This window comes from endosymbiont 'TC1' of Trimyema compressum, from assembly GCF_001584725.1.
In the GTDB taxonomy this organism is placed as follows: Bacteria; Bacillota; TC1; order TC1; family TC1; genus TC1.
In genome coordinates, this window is the sequence record NZ_CP014606.1 from 968,827 (window position 1) to 983,977 (window position 15,151).

At 30.6% G+C, this 15,151-nt stretch carries 26 protein-coding genes, 4 pseudogenes and 1 other annotated feature (1 of these 31 cut by a window edge); of the genes and pseudogenes, 3 read left to right on the top strand and 27 right to left on the bottom strand.

Annotation, left to right across the window (positions count from 1 at the left end; translation table 11 throughout):
* Positions 1–67, bottom strand: a binding site (T-box leader); it reaches 130 nt to the left of the window's first position.
* 59 nt (positions 68–126) lie between these two features.
* The 11 genes and pseudogenes from AZF37_RS06015 to AZF37_RS06060 form a co-directional block, all read right to left on the bottom strand.
* Complete coding sequence (locus tag AZF37_RS06015) at positions 127–648, bottom strand: hypothetical protein (protein WP_088370012.1); 522 nt, start codon at positions 646–648, stop codon at positions 127–129.
* Between the two features lie 3 nt (positions 649–651).
* Positions 652–2,565, bottom strand: a complete 1,914-nt coding sequence (locus AZF37_RS06020) for a hypothetical protein (protein ID WP_088370013.1) — start codon at positions 2,563–2,565, stop codon at positions 652–654.
* Positions 2,566–2,577: 12 nt separating this feature from the next.
* Positions 2,578–2,985, bottom strand: a complete 408-nt coding sequence (locus AZF37_RS06025) for a hypothetical protein (protein WP_088370014.1) — start codon at positions 2,983–2,985, stop codon at positions 2,578–2,580.
* Positions 2,949–3,494, bottom strand: coding sequence for a Mur ligase family protein (locus AZF37_RS06030; RefSeq protein ID WP_162473939.1), 546 nt, complete (start codon positions 3,492–3,494; stop codon positions 2,949–2,951). Before AZF37_RS06030 ends, AZF37_RS06025 begins: the two co-directional genes overlap by 37 nt.
* A gap of 168 nt (positions 3,495–3,662) precedes the next feature.
* The gene (locus AZF37_RS06035) at positions 3,663–3,917 is read right to left on the bottom strand and encodes a hypothetical protein (protein WP_088370016.1); all 255 of its coding nucleotides are present in this window, start codon (positions 3,915–3,917) and stop codon (positions 3,663–3,665) included.
* A 2-nt stretch (positions 3,918–3,919) separates the two neighbouring features.
* A complete protein-coding gene (locus AZF37_RS06040) occupies positions 3,920–5,176 on the bottom strand; it encodes a glucose-6-phosphate isomerase (RefSeq protein WP_088370017.1) in 1,257 nt (418 codons plus the stop codon).
* 169 nt (positions 5,177–5,345) lie between these two features.
* Positions 5,346–5,540, bottom strand: a complete 195-nt coding sequence (locus tag AZF37_RS06045) for a DUF3784 domain-containing protein (RefSeq protein WP_088370018.1) — start codon at positions 5,538–5,540, stop codon at positions 5,346–5,348.
* A gap of 441 nt (positions 5,541–5,981) precedes the next feature.
* Positions 5,982–6,089, bottom strand: a pseudogene (locus AZF37_RS13585) (hypothetical protein); the annotation flags it as partial.
* A gap of 143 nt (positions 6,090–6,232) precedes the next feature.
* On the bottom strand, positions 6,233–6,568 hold the full coding sequence (locus AZF37_RS06050) for an InlB B-repeat-containing protein (protein ID WP_342668709.1): 336 nt from the start codon (positions 6,566–6,568) through the stop codon (positions 6,233–6,235).
* A gap of 256 nt (positions 6,569–6,824) precedes the next feature.
* A complete protein-coding gene (locus AZF37_RS06055) occupies positions 6,825–7,592 on the bottom strand; it encodes a leucine-rich repeat domain-containing protein (protein WP_425425464.1) in 768 nt (255 codons plus the stop codon).
* Positions 7,559–7,771, bottom strand: coding sequence for a hypothetical protein (locus AZF37_RS06060; protein WP_088370021.1), 213 nt, complete (start codon positions 7,769–7,771; stop codon positions 7,559–7,561). Before AZF37_RS06060 ends, AZF37_RS06055 begins: the two co-directional genes overlap by 34 nt.
* Positions 7,772–7,954: 183 nt before the next feature.
* Between AZF37_RS06060 and AZF37_RS10515 the strand changes: the two genes are divergently transcribed.
* Complete coding sequence (locus AZF37_RS10515) at positions 7,955–8,158, top strand: hypothetical protein (RefSeq protein ID WP_162473940.1); 204 nt, start codon at positions 7,955–7,957, stop codon at positions 8,156–8,158.
* Between the two features lie 176 nt (positions 8,159–8,334).
* Here AZF37_RS10515 and AZF37_RS06065 read toward each other — a convergent pair whose 3' ends face one another.
* The 16 genes and pseudogenes from AZF37_RS06065 to AZF37_RS06115 all read right to left on the bottom strand — a co-directional run.
* Positions 8,335–8,751 (bottom strand): MBL fold metallo-hydrolase, encoded by a 417-nt coding sequence (locus tag AZF37_RS06065; RefSeq protein ID WP_162473941.1) that lies wholly within the window; start codon positions 8,749–8,751, stop codon positions 8,335–8,337.
* Positions 8,752–8,820: 69 nt separating this feature from the next.
* Positions 8,821–9,138 (bottom strand): phosphate signaling complex PhoU family protein, encoded by a 318-nt coding sequence (locus AZF37_RS06070; protein ID WP_088370023.1) that lies wholly within the window; start codon positions 9,136–9,138, stop codon positions 8,821–8,823.
* Complete coding sequence (locus tag AZF37_RS06075) at positions 9,135–9,314, bottom strand: PhoU domain-containing protein (protein WP_088370024.1); 180 nt, start codon at positions 9,312–9,314, stop codon at positions 9,135–9,137. The genes AZF37_RS06070 and AZF37_RS06075 overlap by 4 nt, the downstream gene beginning before the upstream one ends.
* Positions 9,315–9,349: 35 nt before the next feature.
* Entirely contained in the window at positions 9,350–9,685 is a 336-nt protein-coding gene (locus AZF37_RS13315; RefSeq protein WP_088370674.1) for a sensor histidine kinase, read from the bottom strand.
* A 29-nt stretch (positions 9,686–9,714) separates the two neighbouring features.
* Positions 9,715–10,314, bottom strand: a complete 600-nt coding sequence (locus tag AZF37_RS06085) for a sensor histidine kinase (RefSeq protein ID WP_088370025.1) — start codon at positions 10,312–10,314, stop codon at positions 9,715–9,717.
* 58 nt (positions 10,315–10,372) lie between these two features.
* Entirely contained in the window at positions 10,373–10,519 is a 147-nt protein-coding gene (locus tag AZF37_RS10520) for a hypothetical protein (protein WP_162473942.1), read from the bottom strand.
* Positions 10,520–10,644: 125 nt separating this feature from the next.
* Positions 10,645–10,959, bottom strand: a complete 315-nt coding sequence (locus tag AZF37_RS06090; protein ID WP_088370026.1) for a hypothetical protein — start codon at positions 10,957–10,959, stop codon at positions 10,645–10,647.
* 77 nt (positions 10,960–11,036) lie between these two features.
* Positions 11,037–11,300 carry a winged helix-turn-helix domain-containing protein gene (locus AZF37_RS13320; protein ID WP_425425418.1) on the bottom strand — a complete coding sequence of 88 codons (264 nt, stop codon included), beginning with the start codon at positions 11,298–11,300 and terminating at the stop codon, positions 11,037–11,039.
* A 21-nt stretch (positions 11,301–11,321) separates the two neighbouring features.
* Entirely contained in the window at positions 11,322–11,567 is a 246-nt protein-coding gene (locus AZF37_RS13325; RefSeq protein WP_425425419.1) for a response regulator, read from the bottom strand.
* Positions 11,568–11,572: 5 nt separating this feature from the next.
* Positions 11,573–12,397 (bottom strand): annotated as a pseudogene (locus AZF37_RS06100) (ATP-binding cassette domain-containing protein).
* Between the two features lie 93 nt (positions 12,398–12,490).
* On the bottom strand, positions 12,491–12,931 hold the full coding sequence (locus tag AZF37_RS12760) for an ABC transporter permease subunit (RefSeq protein ID WP_342668628.1): 441 nt from the start codon (positions 12,929–12,931) through the stop codon (positions 12,491–12,493).
* Between the two features lie 7 nt (positions 12,932–12,938).
* On the bottom strand, positions 12,939–13,292 hold the full coding sequence (locus AZF37_RS12765) for an ABC transporter permease family protein (protein WP_342668629.1): 354 nt from the start codon (positions 13,290–13,292) through the stop codon (positions 12,939–12,941).
* Positions 13,285–13,530 carry a hypothetical protein gene (locus tag AZF37_RS11700; RefSeq protein WP_245611911.1) on the bottom strand — a complete coding sequence of 82 codons (246 nt, stop codon included), beginning with the start codon at positions 13,528–13,530 and terminating at the stop codon, positions 13,285–13,287. Before AZF37_RS11700 ends, AZF37_RS12765 begins: the two co-directional genes overlap by 8 nt.
* Complete coding sequence (locus AZF37_RS11705; protein ID WP_245611912.1) at positions 13,523–13,882, bottom strand: PstC family ABC transporter permease; 360 nt, start codon at positions 13,880–13,882, stop codon at positions 13,523–13,525. Before AZF37_RS11705 ends, AZF37_RS11700 begins: the two co-directional genes overlap by 8 nt.
* Before the next feature lie 47 nt (positions 13,883–13,929).
* Entirely contained in the window at positions 13,930–14,154 is a 225-nt protein-coding gene (locus AZF37_RS11710; protein ID WP_245611913.1) for a hypothetical protein, read from the bottom strand.
* 52 nt (positions 14,155–14,206) lie between these two features.
* Positions 14,207–14,458: pseudogene (locus AZF37_RS06115) on the bottom strand (PstS family phosphate ABC transporter substrate-binding protein); the annotation flags it as partial.
* A 450-nt stretch (positions 14,459–14,908) separates the two neighbouring features.
* Between AZF37_RS06115 and AZF37_RS13330 the strand changes: the two are divergent.
* Both AZF37_RS13330 and AZF37_RS11715 read left to right on the top strand, forming a co-directional pair.
* Positions 14,909–14,980, top strand: a pseudogene (locus tag AZF37_RS13330) (TetR family transcriptional regulator); the annotation flags it as partial.
* 24 nt (positions 14,981–15,004) lie between these two features.
* Positions 15,005–15,142, top strand: coding sequence for a hypothetical protein (locus AZF37_RS11715; protein ID WP_245611914.1), 138 nt, complete (start codon positions 15,005–15,007; stop codon positions 15,140–15,142).
* The last annotated feature ends 9 nt before the right edge of the window (positions 15,143–15,151 follow it).

Consider the following 15,151-nt stretch of genomic DNA (forward strand, 5'->3'; position numbering starts at 1 on the left):
AGATTACACCCTACTTTCCTCTCTATAAAGGGAATCTGAAAATACTCCTCCTAATCATAGCTTTTTTCTTTATAATCTCTAGTTTAATACACTTTAAAGATAATGTCAATTTTAAAATAATTAACATTATGACTTATAATGTTTCTCTACATAATCCCTCTGAGCAGGATACATTTCATTTATAATACTAATTTGTTCTACTACAGTTTTTACTTTCTCAAAATCTTCTTTATCATAAGCATCCATTGCAGTAAAAATTAATACAGAAGTTTTATTCAGTTTTGGATAACGCCTGTATTCTCCTAACAAAAACTTATAAATTTCCTCTTGTTTCTTATGATGCGCAAGTATTATTGCCTCAAAAAATAAGGGTTCCATATTCATTTCCTTAAACCCAACTTTTGAAAGATTATTAACATAATCCTCAATTCTATCCAGTTGCATTAAGGCTAATCCTCTTAACAAGTAACCTCTGTCGGAACGCCCCTTTACTTCAGCTAATATTTTTTCATACCCACCATGTAAATACTCATCATATAGTTCTTCTACTTTTTGATTTTCTTTAGATATTACGACTCTGCCCAGAATAAATACAGTCAATAATACAACAATTAAGGTTACTAAAATTATAGTCGTTAAATCTGGCATAGGTTATACACATCCTTCCTCTGTCTTAACATTTGATATCTCCTTACTTGGATTCACCCATAATGCAGCCACTAAAAATGGCATTGCAAATAAAATTGGATAAGCATATCTTAGGTCATGCGCCACAATTGACATATAAAGACTTAACACATTACCAAAAATAGTAATCATTAAAAATAGAATAGGCAAAATACTGTTTCTACCTCTTTTAACCATAAATGCAAAACTTAAAAAAGTAAGTAGTGCCAAATAAAAAGCAGGATTGTATAATAAAGTTGCTCTTAGTAAAGCTTCAGCTAATAAATAGAGCCCACCTACTATAGGCGTTAAAATAGTAGTTCTGTGACTAATAGCATCAATATCCACATAGTCAAAACCATGAGGATGTTGCGCTGAAAATCCTGGTCTTCCTTCTTTAAAAGCATTAATTATCTTCTCTCCATTGTCAGGATTATATAAAAAGGTGAAAAAACGCCCTTTATCAACATAGGACCATAATAAATCTGTTTGATTTAAATAAGCAACAATGGCTTGACGTGGATTTGCTAATGAAACCGCAATGGTTTTCTTTAAAAACTCACCAACATTTTCTTCTAAATAATCATTATCAAGGGGCGTTACATTTTTAATATTATCTGCTAAATAGGGATAATAGCTTTGCCAGTCCTCATCTGTTTTAATTTTTCTAAAAAAATCTCTTTCCTCTTCAGTAATTGTACCATTATTAATAACACCAGCAGCAACTTGTAACGGGAGTCCAACCCCATTGGAAAAAGGTGGCTGTACAACATTAAAAGCTTTCATAATACCTATAGAGTATCCTAAAAAAACAACTGTGAATAATGTCCCAATTACAATAACTCGTCCTAAATATTTTCTACAATTTACACAAATAAAAACAAATAAAAATAAACCGACTAATGTTGCGGGAACAATACCATTATTTCTAAAAGAAGCCGTTAAAAATAAAACAAAAGCAAATAAAATTACATTACCTTTATTCTTTAACCAAAGGCCTTTGGTAACAATAATATTAAAAATATAAATCATTAATAATAATACAAAACCACTATAAAGTATATCTTTCCATAAAGTATTTACAAAAAATCCATTTAAGGGACTAATGCCAACAGCAAAAGCAATAAACCATAACCACTTTTTATTGAACCCTGTTTTCTCAAGAGAATATAAACCATAGCCATAAATTAAACTTAATATTAAAATTTGCACCAGCGCTAGGGCAGTCATGGAATTCCAAATATAAGTAATAGCTTTGTAAAACATACTATGTATAAGAGGATGCCAATTATCTAAGATTACAGGATTCGAATGAATCAATGACCATTGATAAAAAGTATCTGAACTGGCATTTGCAGGTAAAGAGCCTAACAAATAGATAACCCATATTATCATAATTGGTAAACTATATACAAATAATCTTTTAATAGATATTTTTTTCTCCTTATTGTAACTCTCAAATCCATCAACTGCTACAAATAGGATAAAGATTGTAAAAAACAATAACAGAAGTAAAAAAAACAATGCTATATTATACCAAGTAAAAAGAGGCTTAGTAAGTAAATTACCTGCACTTAGTACCAAGCTCAACGTAATATATAATGAAAAGATCACAGAAAAGAAAATACTAGCTATTTTCTTTTTCTTAGATAGAGATTTATAAGCTTTAGGCAATCTTAAAAAAACAAAATAATAACAAAAAACAGCCATTCCCCCACCAATAATAATTATTATAATCCATTTAATATAAATCATTAATATATCTAATGTTTCAAATGGCATATAGAAACTTAAAACACTTCTTAAATAAAAAACAATATCATCTAAGAAAAAGAAAAGAGTTCCTAATGTATCTAAACCAATTAGGATAGAAATGAATACATTTTTTTTATTATTCAAACAATTCCCCTCCTAAACATTTAATGTATCTAAGCCATATAAACTTTCTACATCTCTAATAAATGATTGTGTTCCTAAAAACAAGAGAATATCCTCTTTGCTTTTTAATAGCGATTTCCCTAATGCAATTGCTTCAGATATTTTTTCTCTAAACAGTACAGGAATAACTTTATTACTTTCTTCAACCTGATTTTTTGAAAACTTTAAATAATCATTTTCAGTATAAGTAATTACAATATCCTTAGAGAATTCACTAACTCCTTTTAAAACTCCTAAATAATCTTTATCTTCAGGAATCGCTAAAACAGTAACGATTTTTCTTTCACTAAATCCATCTAGCACTTTATTAACTTCCTCCAATGATTCTACAGTAATGCAACCATCTAATATTGTAAGAGGAGTCTGCTTAATAATTTCCATACGTCCTGGCCAGTGAATTTTTTTAGAGTATTTTTTAAAATTGCTATTTCAAGTTGTCTCCCAAGAACCCCTTCAGCCATAGCAATTGCTAAACCTGCATTTTCCCCTTGGTGATACCCCAGCATCGATAACTCAAGATTCCTGTAATCACCATATAGTGTATGAACATCAAAACAAGTGCCACTAGATTCTAAACGAATCTTAACAGTTTTAAAATCCATGCCATAATGGAATAGAGGAACCCCAACTTTACGACTCTCATAGCGCAAAGCTCGATCAGCATATTTGCTTTGCTCTGCAGTATAAGCCCTTTTCATGCCTTTTTTCAGAATGCCTGCTTTATGATAAGCAACTTCATCAATAGTATGACCTAAAGCGTCTCTATGCTCTATAAATATTTTATTAATACCAGCCATAAATCCCACAATTTGATTCACATCATCATATCTAGCGCCACGACCACACTCAACTATATTAATATCCGTTTGCTCTCTTAAAAAATAGTCCATTGCCATAACACTAGTAGCACCAACTGGACCTATATATTCATAACTTTTTAAATCCTTTTCAATAGATTCATAAAATGGTTTAAGACGATTACCACAAAGAACTAACGCTTTTCCTCAATAGCTTTACCATTAATCCGAATGCGTTCACGATAATTTTGTAAGTGAGGGCTAGTAAACAAACCTACTTTCAAGCCCCTCTCCTTCTAATATTTTAGCTAGCAGAATTGAGAGAGAACCCTTTCCTTTACTTCCAGTAATCAGTATATTCTTTTGTAATTTATCTGGGCTTCCTAGTCCATCTAATAATTGTCTTGTGAATTGAGGTTTCCGGGCAAACTTATCACTACCTCCAGGAATCATTTTATATTTATTTACATAAGAACTATAAATAAATGACTCTACTTCAATTGCTGTTTTAAACATTACTAAAAAGCCTCCAATAATTTTTTCACTTCTTTTTTATACTGCTCTACTCCTGGTTGATTAAATGGATTAACACCTAATAAATAACATGTCATAGCACAAGCTCTCATAAAAAAATAGGAAAGTTGACCAAAAACTCTGCCATTCATTCCCTTAGTTTTTATTAGAATATTCGGTATACCACCTTTATGATGAGCATTTCGCGTTCCTTCCATTGCTACTTGATTAAGCGTATCAATAGTTACACCAGCTAGATAATCTAAACCATCAAAATTCGAATCATGGTTTGGCACTTTTAAACCTAAACCTTCCTCAATAAAAATAATAGTTTCAAAATGTTTTTGGGTACCCTCTTGAAAAAATTGCCCTAATGAATGAAGGTCTCTAGTATTTACAACACTTATTGGATAAATGCCTTTACCCTCTTTGCCTTCGCTTTCTCCAAACAATTGTTTTAGCCACTCTAAGTAAAAGCACATACTCGGCTCATAAGCAGTAAAAATCTCAACTTCTTTTGAACCCATGTTAGCAACCCGTCTTGCCACAGCATATTGATAAGCTAAATTATCCTTAAGTAAAGGCTTCTCATATAATTTTTTGCCATCTTTAAAACCTTCTATCATTGCCTCTATATTAACGCCAGACGCTGTTAAAGGCAATAAACCAACTGCTGTAAAAAGAGAATACCTTCCTCCAATATTCTCTGGAATTTCAAGGCAATTTAAGCCAGACTTATTACCAAAACATCCTAATGAACTTTTATTGGGATTCGTTGTAATAAAAATTCTCTCATTTGCTTTTTCACCATATTTTTCACTCAAAAGAGCTTTAATAAAACGAAACGCAATTGCTGTTTCCAAAGTGCCTCCAGATTTGGAAATAACATTAACACAAAAATCTTTCTTCTTAAGAAGCTCTAAAGTAGCCTCTAAATAGTGTCCGGATAAGTCTGTTCCTACAAATAAGAGTTCACAACCTTTATCACCATCTCTGTTTTTAAGTAATTCATAGGCACTCTTAGCACCTAAAAAAGAGCCACCAATACCAATAACTACCATTAATTCATAATGTTGCAATGACTTCCCTAAAGCAATTATATAATCAATATAAGCTTGTTCTTTTTCAACATAATCAATCCATCCTAAGAAATTATTTTCTGAATCTTTTAATACTTCTATTTGCTCATGAATTGAATCTATTGCTGGTTGCCATTTATTAAAATCTATTTTATTGTGTTGAGATAAATCTAATGATACCATTTAAATCCTCCAACTCTATATTCATCTTATATATCTTAAAATTTTTCTTACCCATCTATTATACTAAAAAATAGCTAATTAAAAAAGTCTATAGCAAATGAATGCCATAGACTTTCTTCTTAGTGTGTCCTAATCTTCGTCTTCAGTAATTTTAAAATGGTTTCCCTTATTAGCATAGACTAGCGTAAACACAACAGAGACTTTCCCATAAATCTACAAAGAGCTTTTTCATTATATTGTTTCTTTTTTCCTTTGACATTAAATTATAGCCAGCAATTAATATACCACCTTTCCCCCTTAATAATATAATACTCATAATTAAAAGAACAATAATAAGGATAATTAAGATTATTTTAGTAATCATCAATTCATCTCCTTTAAAGACTATCTAATTATTCAAAACTGATTTTTTAGGGGAAAAAATTGATAAGGAAACTAGTGATAATAACTATACTTCAACAAATAAAACACCTGCTGTTAATTCAAAATTGCAAATAGAAAATCATAGAGATAAAAATTACTACATATCCAAATCACCGTAATTAATGTAAAAGTTATTAAGTTTTGTATTATTCACAGCCCTATTCAATTTCTAAAATATATATATTATAATATATCATTTCACCAATTGACCATTGAGCATATCATTTAATATTATTTACAGGCATTTTGCTTTTATTAAAATCCTATTTTGTACCTTTCCCATCAGCGTGTGTATTCCAACCTACAAACTTTATGGTTTGTTCTTTTTAAGCCAAGTAGCTTTTTGGCTAAACTACTAATTCAAAGCTTAATTCATAATAAACTATTTTTTCCGTTGCACATATAACTTCACATCACTATTTGCCATTGGAGTTGTTCCTAATTGCCACGCTGTTACATTTCCATCTTCTGTTGTTTTCCAGCTGGTAAAGGTATACCCTGCTCATTCTTATCTTTATCAAAAAACAAGACAAATTCTAAATAAAAAATGTCTTGTTTTTTAATAAAAACTACCTTATAGTCAATATCTCATAATGCTTAATATCTATAAATATATTCATATTACCTATTTGTCTATTCCTTTTTTAAGTAATATCCTATAAATAAGTATCCTGCTATCATTACTATCAAACCATATATTACTGTTAATCCCCCAGTTTGTGAAAGCTTTTTCACTGAATCATCAGTAACTGATTTTTCCTCAAAAATATTACGTTCACCACCTTGACTACTTTCGTTACTTTCGTTACTACCTTCACTGCTATTTTTCTCCCATTGAGCATATAAAATAATATCATTACTAGGCATTGTTGAGTTTTCAAAATCCCACATTGCATCACTTCCATATTTTTGTGTATTCCAACCAACAAATGTATAACCTAGTCTAGTTGGTAACATCGGCTCTATAATTTTATCTCCTTAGTATAGGGATTGAGATAGAGGCTATGTTCCTGTATTATCATTTAAATCAAATGATACCTTATAATAGGTCACCTCAAAATTCAATTCTAGCTTTTCAGCCGTAATAGCATTGTCACTTGCATTTGAAAAAAGCCCCTCCCCTGTTGCTCTAATTTGAACAAAAACCTTTCCATTTTTATTACAACGCCATTACGAATATAATCATTAATACTAACTGCATTCTGTGAATCATCCATGTGGTTTGTTAAAATGAAATTATGTGCTGAAGATAGTGAATGGACACCACTTTTTTCAAAATTGACATATGATCAATAGAATCAAGATCTGTCTCTTTTAAAATTAACATTGGCTCTGGAATATTCTCAATCGATAAATTTTCTTGCTTATGCCCCTCAAAACTAAAATTTGTAAACCCTAAATTATTCAATGTATCTGCGTATCCCGTAGGAAGCATGTTACTAATTGCCACTAACAACTCCAAATTTGTTAGGTTTTTAAAACTAGTTGGCAAACTTGTTAATTGATTCCAACCAATATGAAGGTGTTTCAATTTATTTAATTGTCCAAAGCTTTCAGGCAAACTTGTTAATCTATTTGCTTGGATTTGCAAGTCAATTAGATTTATCAACTGACTAAATTCATCTGGCAAAAAAGTCAATAAATTATTGCTCAAAGTAAGCCAATTTAAATTGTTCAATTGTAATAAACCTGTTGGTATTGTTTTAAATTGATTGTTTGCTAAATTTAAAGTTGATAATTTACTCCAATTCATTATACTGTTTGGTAAATCATCAAGCTTATTAGTATCTAAAGAACAAAAAGTTAAGTTACTTAAATTTCCAATACTATCTGGCAAGCTAGTAATGTTATTACTATTTAAGGCCAGTGATTTCAACATGCTTAAATCACCAATATTACTTGGTAATTCAGCTATTTCATTATAGCCTAATCTTAGATTTTCAAGCTTATCAAAAATCTCTATCGACTTAAGTCCAACGTTGAAGCGTTCAATACAGTTGCATCCATTTCATCTGTTACTAATTTCCCAAAATAATTTGCAATAACCTGAGCAGTATGCTCATTTGAGAATTGCTCAGCAAATGTTGGATTTGCTGCCTCTATTGGTTTTGAGGATAAGCCGCAAACTGCCAATACACTAATAAACACTAACCCAATAATTTTTTTCTTCAATTTAATGCCTCCTTTTTTTGACATATATTTATTGTAACATATTGCTTATATTTTTGCAAAAACAATAAATTTGTATTCATTATTTATTTATATTAAATCACATATACATCAAACTAATATCTATCAAATTTATTATCTTCAATACAGCTTTTCAACTAAACTCATATTAAATCGTCTTTTAAAATGAATAAAAAATATAATTTTTTTACTATCAAAACCAGAAATCTAATAATTAATACTTTGTTAATATTACTGTTACTTAATCCCTATAAAACTATTACTGTTACAGAAGTCTTTACTTTTGCTAAAATTAAGAAACAGAGTTTTTATAATAATTTTAAATCTAAAGATGATGTTTTAAATAATTATATAGATTTTTTAAAATGAATATATAAAAATATTCCATGAAGAAAAAAACAACAACTTTCTACGCATTAAAATATATTTCCAATTTTGGCAAGAACAATATAAATTTTTACAAATACTTATTAGAGATAAATTATTTGATCAGTTTTTAAACAATATAATAGTTTTTCCGTTACTGTATTATTTCAACTTCTCATTCAAATAAAAGTAGCATTGAAATGAACTTCTATAATATCACAATCTTCATATTCCTTCGCTAAACACTGGTCATCGCTTTTTAGAAAATGACTACTATAGGACTCTTCCTTTAATCTGTTCTTTTCCCTTCTCAAAAACCCATTGGTCCTTTTATGGGCAATAGAGACTCCATGAATCTGATGCATACCAAATGTATGATCCCAATGCCAATGGGTAATGGCAGTATAATCAGGTTTAAGGAATTGTTCCACTTCTAAAGAAGCATAGAAATCTTCAACATGACTAGCAGAATTGCCCGCATCAATAGCAAGTATATATTTTTCTCCTTTTCTTTTATAATAAGCTAGCATAGGCCTATCAGTAGTAGTCTCATGTAGATAATAAAATAGCCTATCACTAAATTTTTTAAGAGCCAATTTAAATACACCTTTCAAGAAATTAAATAGAGCGCCAATTTCCTGACACTCTATTTTAGTATTAATAAATTAATCTCCTAAATCATCATTATCGCCATCAATTAAAGTAGAACCAGTTTCTTTATAAACAGTCCATTTAGCAATAGCATTTGCCCTGTCTCCAATTCTCTCAAAATATTTACTAATAAATACATAGTCTAAATATTCTTTAATATCGTCAGGATTAGAACTCATTTCATTTTTTAACCATCTAACCACACTTTTATAGCTATTATCAAGAATATCGTCCTCTAAATAGACTGCTTTTGCGTCCTCAATATTGCCATCACTGTAGCTACGCATTACTTTCTTTACAATATCAATTGTTAAATCAAAGAGTTCAATCAAACTTTTTCCTTTTGATCAATTAACTCGTCTCGTTTAATAGTCTTTTTAGCAAGAGCTACATTTATATTTTCTAATGCATCTTTAGACTCCTCAAGAACCTGAATAGTTAAAGCCCCTAGCTCAACTACATCATAATTTAACTCACTTAAAACTTGATCAAATGACTTCCTACTCATTAATTTCTCCCCCCCCCCTTCATTGACTGGTAATGTTATTTTAATTGTAAAAGTACCCTTACCCAGAGTGCGCTACTTACTTCAATACGTCCATTATAAAGCTCTACAATATGCTTTACAATGGATAATCCAAGTCCAGTACTGTTAGGATTTTTGCTTCTGCTTTTATCTACTTTATAGAAACGTTCAAAAACTCTTTCTTGGTCTTCCTCTGAAATACCAATTCCAGTATCTTTTACTTCAATAATAAGGTTACTCTTTTCAATATAGACATTACCAATAACAGACCCACCTTCTTCATTGTATTCAATGCTATTGGTAAATAAATTTAAAAGAAGTTGTTTCAGCCAATAGGGATGTCCAAAAAATATTGTATTTTCTTTAACAGAAACTTTTAAAGTTACTTTTTTTCTACAGCAGAAGACTTGAGAAGTGACACTAACTCAGCTACTACAACTTCTAAAATAATTGGTTCTTTAACTTGATCTTCTTTTCTTTCCTCAATATCTGAAAGATTTAAGACATCGCTAATTAAATTTTCTAGGCGAACACTTTCCACTTCAATTATATCCAAAAAACGCTGAGCAACTTCTGGGTTTGAAATTGCACCATTCTTCAAAGTTTCTATAAATCCTCTTATTGATGTCAATGGGGTTTTCAATTCATGGCTTACATTTGCTACAAACTCTTTTCTAATATTCTCTAAAGCTCTAATTTCTGTTACATCATAAAAGAAAATAATAGTACCAATGACTTTCTTATTTTGATTCTTAATAGGATAAAAGTTAATTTTATAAGATAAATTGTTTAAAGTTAATTCTTTAGTGCGACTCTTTGCATTAAGCCTATTCAAACTATTTAGTAGTTCCATATTATGGGTAATCACAAGAAAGTCTTCTAATGGCTCTATTTCACCTTCAATAGAAAATATTTTACGGGCTTCTTTATTAATTAAAGTAACCTTGTTATTTCTATTAACAGCAATAAAACCGTTTTCCATAGCATCAATTGTATTTTTTAAATAACTGTTTTTTCTTCCTCTAAGGAAGCACTCCTCTTTAAAGCTTTTGTGTCTTATCTTTAAACAAAATTGCTAATGCCCTATATTCTTTAGGCAGTTTAGATACGACTAAATCTCCCACCTTATCCCCTTTATCAACACCTTCAATATAGCCTATTAAGCGTTTTATTGGTTTCATATTCATTTTATAAAAAAAGTTAAAGGTATTGTAATTAAAAGAGTAACAGCTAAAGCAATCCCAGTATAAATACCAATTTTAAAAAAATGGAACTTAAACTATCAATAGGAGTAGCAAAACGAATAATATAGTCACCATTTTTCTGCTGCATATAAATAATAAGTTGCATTGCTATCACTATAACGAATACTTGAACCACTGCCTGAATTTAAAGCAGATAATACTTCAGGTCTATCTTTATGGCTAAAAAGTATATCCTTAACACTAGAATCGTAGAGGACTCTGCCATTTAAATCCATTAATGTTAAACGGCCTAAAGCACTATAGCGTACCCCTAATTCTGAATAGGAATCTCGATTAACTAAATCAGCTCCTACTAGTTCAGTAGCAGTAAATAGTTCTTTTTCTCTTTCTTGAACATATATTTTAGTTGCAACAAAACCCATTAAGCCTACACACACTAAAATAATTGAAAAGCTTAATATAAAAAAACTTAAAAAATCTTCCTTTTCATTACATTCTCCTACCCATTATTAAATCTATAGCCAACGCCTCTAATCGTTACGATATATGCTTCAGCTTCATCACTTAATATTTTTCTTAAATTATGAATATGAACATCAACTGTTCTGCCATCTCCATAATAATCATATCCCCAAACTTCATTAAGAAGGCTTTCCCTAGAGTAAACTTTGCCATTTCCTAAAGCTAGAAGTTTAAGGAGTTCATATTCTTTCAATGTTAATTTCAAAATCTTCCCATCTTTTTTAATCGCTCTCTTATTCATATCAAATATAAGATTCTTAATCTAGAATAAGCTACTCTTAGGCACCTCTGTTTTAGGTGCAAATTGTCTTAAAAGTGCTCTTACTCGAGCAATCAGCTCATTAATTGAAAAAGGCTTTTTTAGATAATCATTAGCTCCTGATTCTAAGCCTACAATTGTATCAAACTCTGTAGTTTTTGCAGTAATCATTATTATAGGAATATGCTTTGTTTCTTCATCATCCCTAATAATTTTACATAGTTCTAAACCACTATAATCCCCTAACATAATATCTAAACAAAATATATGGGTTTCCTAATTTTTAAAGCATCTAAAAATGTTTTGCCATTTTCAAATGCCATAACTTCATAGCCATTAGCTTCCAAATTATAAGTCAACAGTTCCCTTATGTTCTTTTCATCATCGACAACATAAATTAATTGTTTCACTTTGTTTTCCCTTCTATCCAAAACGACCTGTAATATATTCCTCAGTTTTCTGCTCCTTAGGTTGCTTGAAAATAATTTCTGTTGATTATATTCTACTACTTCTCCTTGTAAAAAGAAAGCCGTTCTATCGGAGACTCGAGCCGCTTGTTGCATATTGTGGGTCACTATAATAATAGTATAGTTCTTCTTTAATTCCATAATCAAATCTTCAATTTTAAGAGTAGAAATAGGATCTAAAGTACTAGTTGGCTCATCCATTAAAAGGACCTCTGGATCAACAGCTATTGCTCTAGCCATACATAAGCGCTGCTGTTGCCCTCCTGATAAAAACAAAGCGCTTTTCTTTAAACGATCCTTTGTTTCTTTCCAAATAAAAGCTTTTTTCAATGAGCTTTCCACAATACTGTTTAGCTCACTTTTCTTTTTAATACCATGGATTCTAGGTCCATATGCAACATTGTCATAAATAGACATTTTAAAAGGATTTGGTTTTTGAAAGACCATCCCTATTTTTTCTCAATTCAACAACATTAATTTTATCACTATAAATATTTACGCCATCAAAAAAACTTCACCTTCTATACGGCAACTATCTACCAAATCATTCATACGATCCAGTGTTTTTAAAAAAGTGGATTTACCACATCCTGAAGGACCAATTAGAGCCATGATTTCATTTTTTTAACACCTAAATTAATATCTTTTAGGGCATGGACATCGCCATAGTATAAATTTAAGTTTTTTGTTTCTATTACACTGTTATTATACATTAGTCTTTTTCTCCTTAAAAATTAGTTGCGTTGCCAGTACCAGTATTAAAACAATTATAATTAAAACTGTAGCAGTACCAAAGGCATCTTGAAAAGCATTTTCACCAACTGCTTCTTTAGCTAGCAAATATAAATGAACAGATAAGGTTCTTCCTGAATCAAGGAAACCACCTGGCATTCTATCTACAGTTCCTGCTGTTAAAAACACTGCAGCTGTTTCACCAACAATTCTGCCAATTGCCAAAATAGCAGCTGTAATAATGCCTTTCATAGTTGTCGGAATTACAATACGTCCTATTGTTGAAACTTTAGTAGCACCTAAAGCATAAGAACCTTCTCTAAAACTAATGGGTACTGAACATAAAGACTCCTGAGTAACCCTAACAATAACAGGTAAAATCATAATAGCTAATGTTAAACTACCAGATAACAATGACCATTTAAAGTTTAAGTTTGTTACAAAAAACTAATCCAAACAAACCACATAAAATAGAAGGTATACCTGCCAGGCTATCAATAGCAAAATTAATAAATGCCACTACTTTTTTCTTTTTAGCATATTCTGTTAGATAAATAGCAGTACATAATCCAATAGGTACAGCAATTAAAACTGAAAGAAAAATAATCATGAGAGTACTTACAATACTCGGCGTTAAGTCAGCAAAAAATTTAAAATTCAAAGCACCAAAACCATTCCACAGAATATAGCCAATTATGAGAAGAAGTGCCCCAGCAGTTACAAAGACGGAAAAATAAATAAGTAATTTCAAAATGGTATCTTTTACTTTACCCATTTTTCTTATCTACTCTCATTTTAAATACTTGAAACAATAAGTTTAAAACAAAAATAAATATAAAGAGAATAACTCCAGTGCCGAATAAAGCGTCTTGATGTAGACCAGTGGCATAGGACATTTCAAGAGCACTATTAGCAGCTAAAGTTCTCACTGGTGATAAGATAGAATCTGGAAGCTTTGCTGCATTTCCTGAAACTAGGATAACTGCCATAGCTTCTCCTAATGCTCTACCCAACCCCCAAAATCACAGCAGATAATATACCTGAAGATGCAGCTGGAACTAGTACTTTAAAGATAGTTGTAATTTCAGTTGCTCCTAAAGCCAAAGAAGCCTCTTTAAAGTTGCCTTCAACTTCTCTTAGGGATGTTTCTATAATGCTGATTACAGTAGGTAAAATCATAATAGATAAAACAATAATAACAGCTAGGAGGCTATTCCCTCCTGTACCAGCACCAATTGTATTATCAATTAGAGGAATTAAAATCATCAAACCAAAAAAGCCAAAAATAATAGATGGAATACTGGCTAAAACATCAACAGCAATCCTTAAAATACGACCTAACTTTGGCGGTGCGATATAAACCATATATACTGCAGTTAAAACACCAATAGGTCCACCAATCAGGGCTGCCCTTAATGTGTAGAAAGCAAAATTGATACAATCATAGGCAAGATACCAAATAAGCCACCTGTTGGCTTCCAATCAGTACCAAAAACAAAATTGCCAAAACCAATTTCAAAAATTGCCGGTGTTCCTCTAAAAAATATGAAAAACATAATCAGAAACAAAGACAAAATGCAAATTGCTGCCGCTAGAATAAATAGTTTTTCAATAATTTTATGACTTACTTTATTCATAAATCCTCCTAATTCAACTGATTACAACAATAGGTTTATTATTGCCACCTACTTAAGACCAATTAGTAATTGCGCCTGAAAAAATTCCCTTTATCTGTTCCTTTGTTAAATTATTAACTAGGTTCTTTTCTTTAATGACCAGGGCAATGCCATCTAAAGCAATAATTGTTTCAGTTAAATCTTCTCCTTCACCTTCTTTTAGATAACGTGAAGACATACTAATATCCACAGTGCCATCTTCAGCTGCCTTAATCCCAGCTGAGGAACCTACACTTTGAATATCAATTTTACGCCCTTGATTTTCTGCCTCAAATGAAGCACTTTCTTTTTCATAAAGGTGCTATAGAAGTCGAACCTACTAAAGATATTTTTAACCCTGTGCTTGCGCCTCCGCTACTGCTACAACCTACAACCTACAACTAAAAACACTGAACTCACTATTAATACTAAACCTAAAAATATTTTTTTCATAATAGTTCCTCCTTATCAATCTTTTTATAATCATTATATGACCTTAATTTTATAGCTTGATTATGGGCGTATTAATTATTTATTAAACAAATAAGAATTTTGTTAAGGAACGTTAAATGTATAAATCTAAATAAATGTATCGTTAGCTTAGATTATTCATTTTAACTTTTTATTAGCCTAGGAGGTTAAATGGAAAATGAATAGTAAATTAAAACTATCAACAGCTGAAAAAATATTAGATGAATCCCTAACTCTTTTCTCAATCCATTGATACCAGGGAGTCTCCGTAGAAACAATTGCTCAAAGAGTAGGCATCAAAGCAAGTTCAATCTATAAACATTTTAGAAGCAAACAAGCTATTTTAGAAGGTATTATTACAATGATGGATAAAAGTTATAAAGATAAGGAAATTAGGTTTAATATTCCTCAAAACAATAAAAAGCAATTGACTTCTACAAAGGTGTTACACCTGAAGAATTATTTAAGATTAGCGAAGGCCTATTTGAATATTTTTTAGACAATGAAA

Coding starts and splice junctions, on each gene's coding strand:
- AZF37_RS06015 (WP_088370012.1), bottom strand. CDS start 648: ATGCCAGATTTAACGACTATAATTTTAGTAACCTTAATTGTTGTATTA.
- AZF37_RS06025 (WP_088370014.1), bottom strand. CDS start 2,985: ATGGAAATTATTAAGCAGACTCCTCTTACAATATTAGATGGTTGCATT.
- AZF37_RS06030 (WP_162473939.1), bottom strand. CDS start 3,494: ATGGACTATTTTTTAAGAGAGCAAACGGATATTAATATAGTTGAGTGT.
- AZF37_RS06035 (WP_088370016.1), bottom strand. CDS start 3,917: ATGTTTAAAACAGCAATTGAAGTAGAGTCATTTATTTATAGTTCTTAT.
- AZF37_RS06040 (WP_088370017.1), bottom strand. CDS start 5,176: ATGGTATCATTAGATTTATCTCAACACAATAAAATAGATTTTAATAAA.
- AZF37_RS06045 (WP_088370018.1), bottom strand. CDS start 5,540: ATGATTACTAAAATAATCTTAATTATCCTTATTATTGTTCTTTTAATT.
- AZF37_RS10515 (WP_162473940.1), top strand. CDS start 7,955: ATGAATAAAAAATATAATTTTTTTACTATCAAAACCAGAAATCTAATA.
- AZF37_RS06075 (WP_088370024.1), bottom strand. CDS start 9,314: ATGAGTAGGAAGTCATTTGATCAAGTTTTAAGTGAGTTAAATTATGAT.
- AZF37_RS06085 (WP_088370025.1), bottom strand. CDS start 10,314: ATGGAAAACGGTTTTATTGCTGTTAATAGAAATAACAAGGTTACTTTA.
- AZF37_RS10520 (WP_162473942.1), bottom strand. CDS start 10,519: ATGAATATGAAACCAATAAAACGCTTAATAGGCTATATTGAAGGTGTT.
- AZF37_RS06090 (WP_088370026.1), bottom strand. CDS start 10,959: ATGGGTTTTGTTGCAACTAAAATATATGTTCAAGAAAGAGAAAAAGAA.
- AZF37_RS13320 (WP_425425418.1), bottom strand. CDS start 11,300: ATGAATAAGAGAGCGATTAAAAAAGATGGGAAGATTTTGAAATTAACA.
- AZF37_RS13325 (WP_425425419.1), bottom strand. CDS start 11,567: ATGTTAGGGGATTATAGTGGTTTAGAACTATGTAAAATTATTAGGGAT.
- AZF37_RS12765 (WP_342668629.1), bottom strand. CDS start 13,292: ATGGGTAAAGTAAAAGATACCATTTTGAAATTACTTATTTATTTTTCC.
- AZF37_RS11705 (WP_245611912.1), bottom strand. CDS start 13,882: ATGGTTTATATCGCACCGCCAAAGTTAGGTCGTATTTTAAGGATTGCT.
- AZF37_RS11710 (WP_245611913.1), bottom strand. CDS start 14,154: ATGAATAAAGTAAGTCATAAAATTATTGAAAAACTATTTATTCTAGCG.
- AZF37_RS11715 (WP_245611914.1), top strand. CDS start 15,005: ATGATGGATAAAAGTTATAAAGATAAGGAAATTAGGTTTAATATTCCT.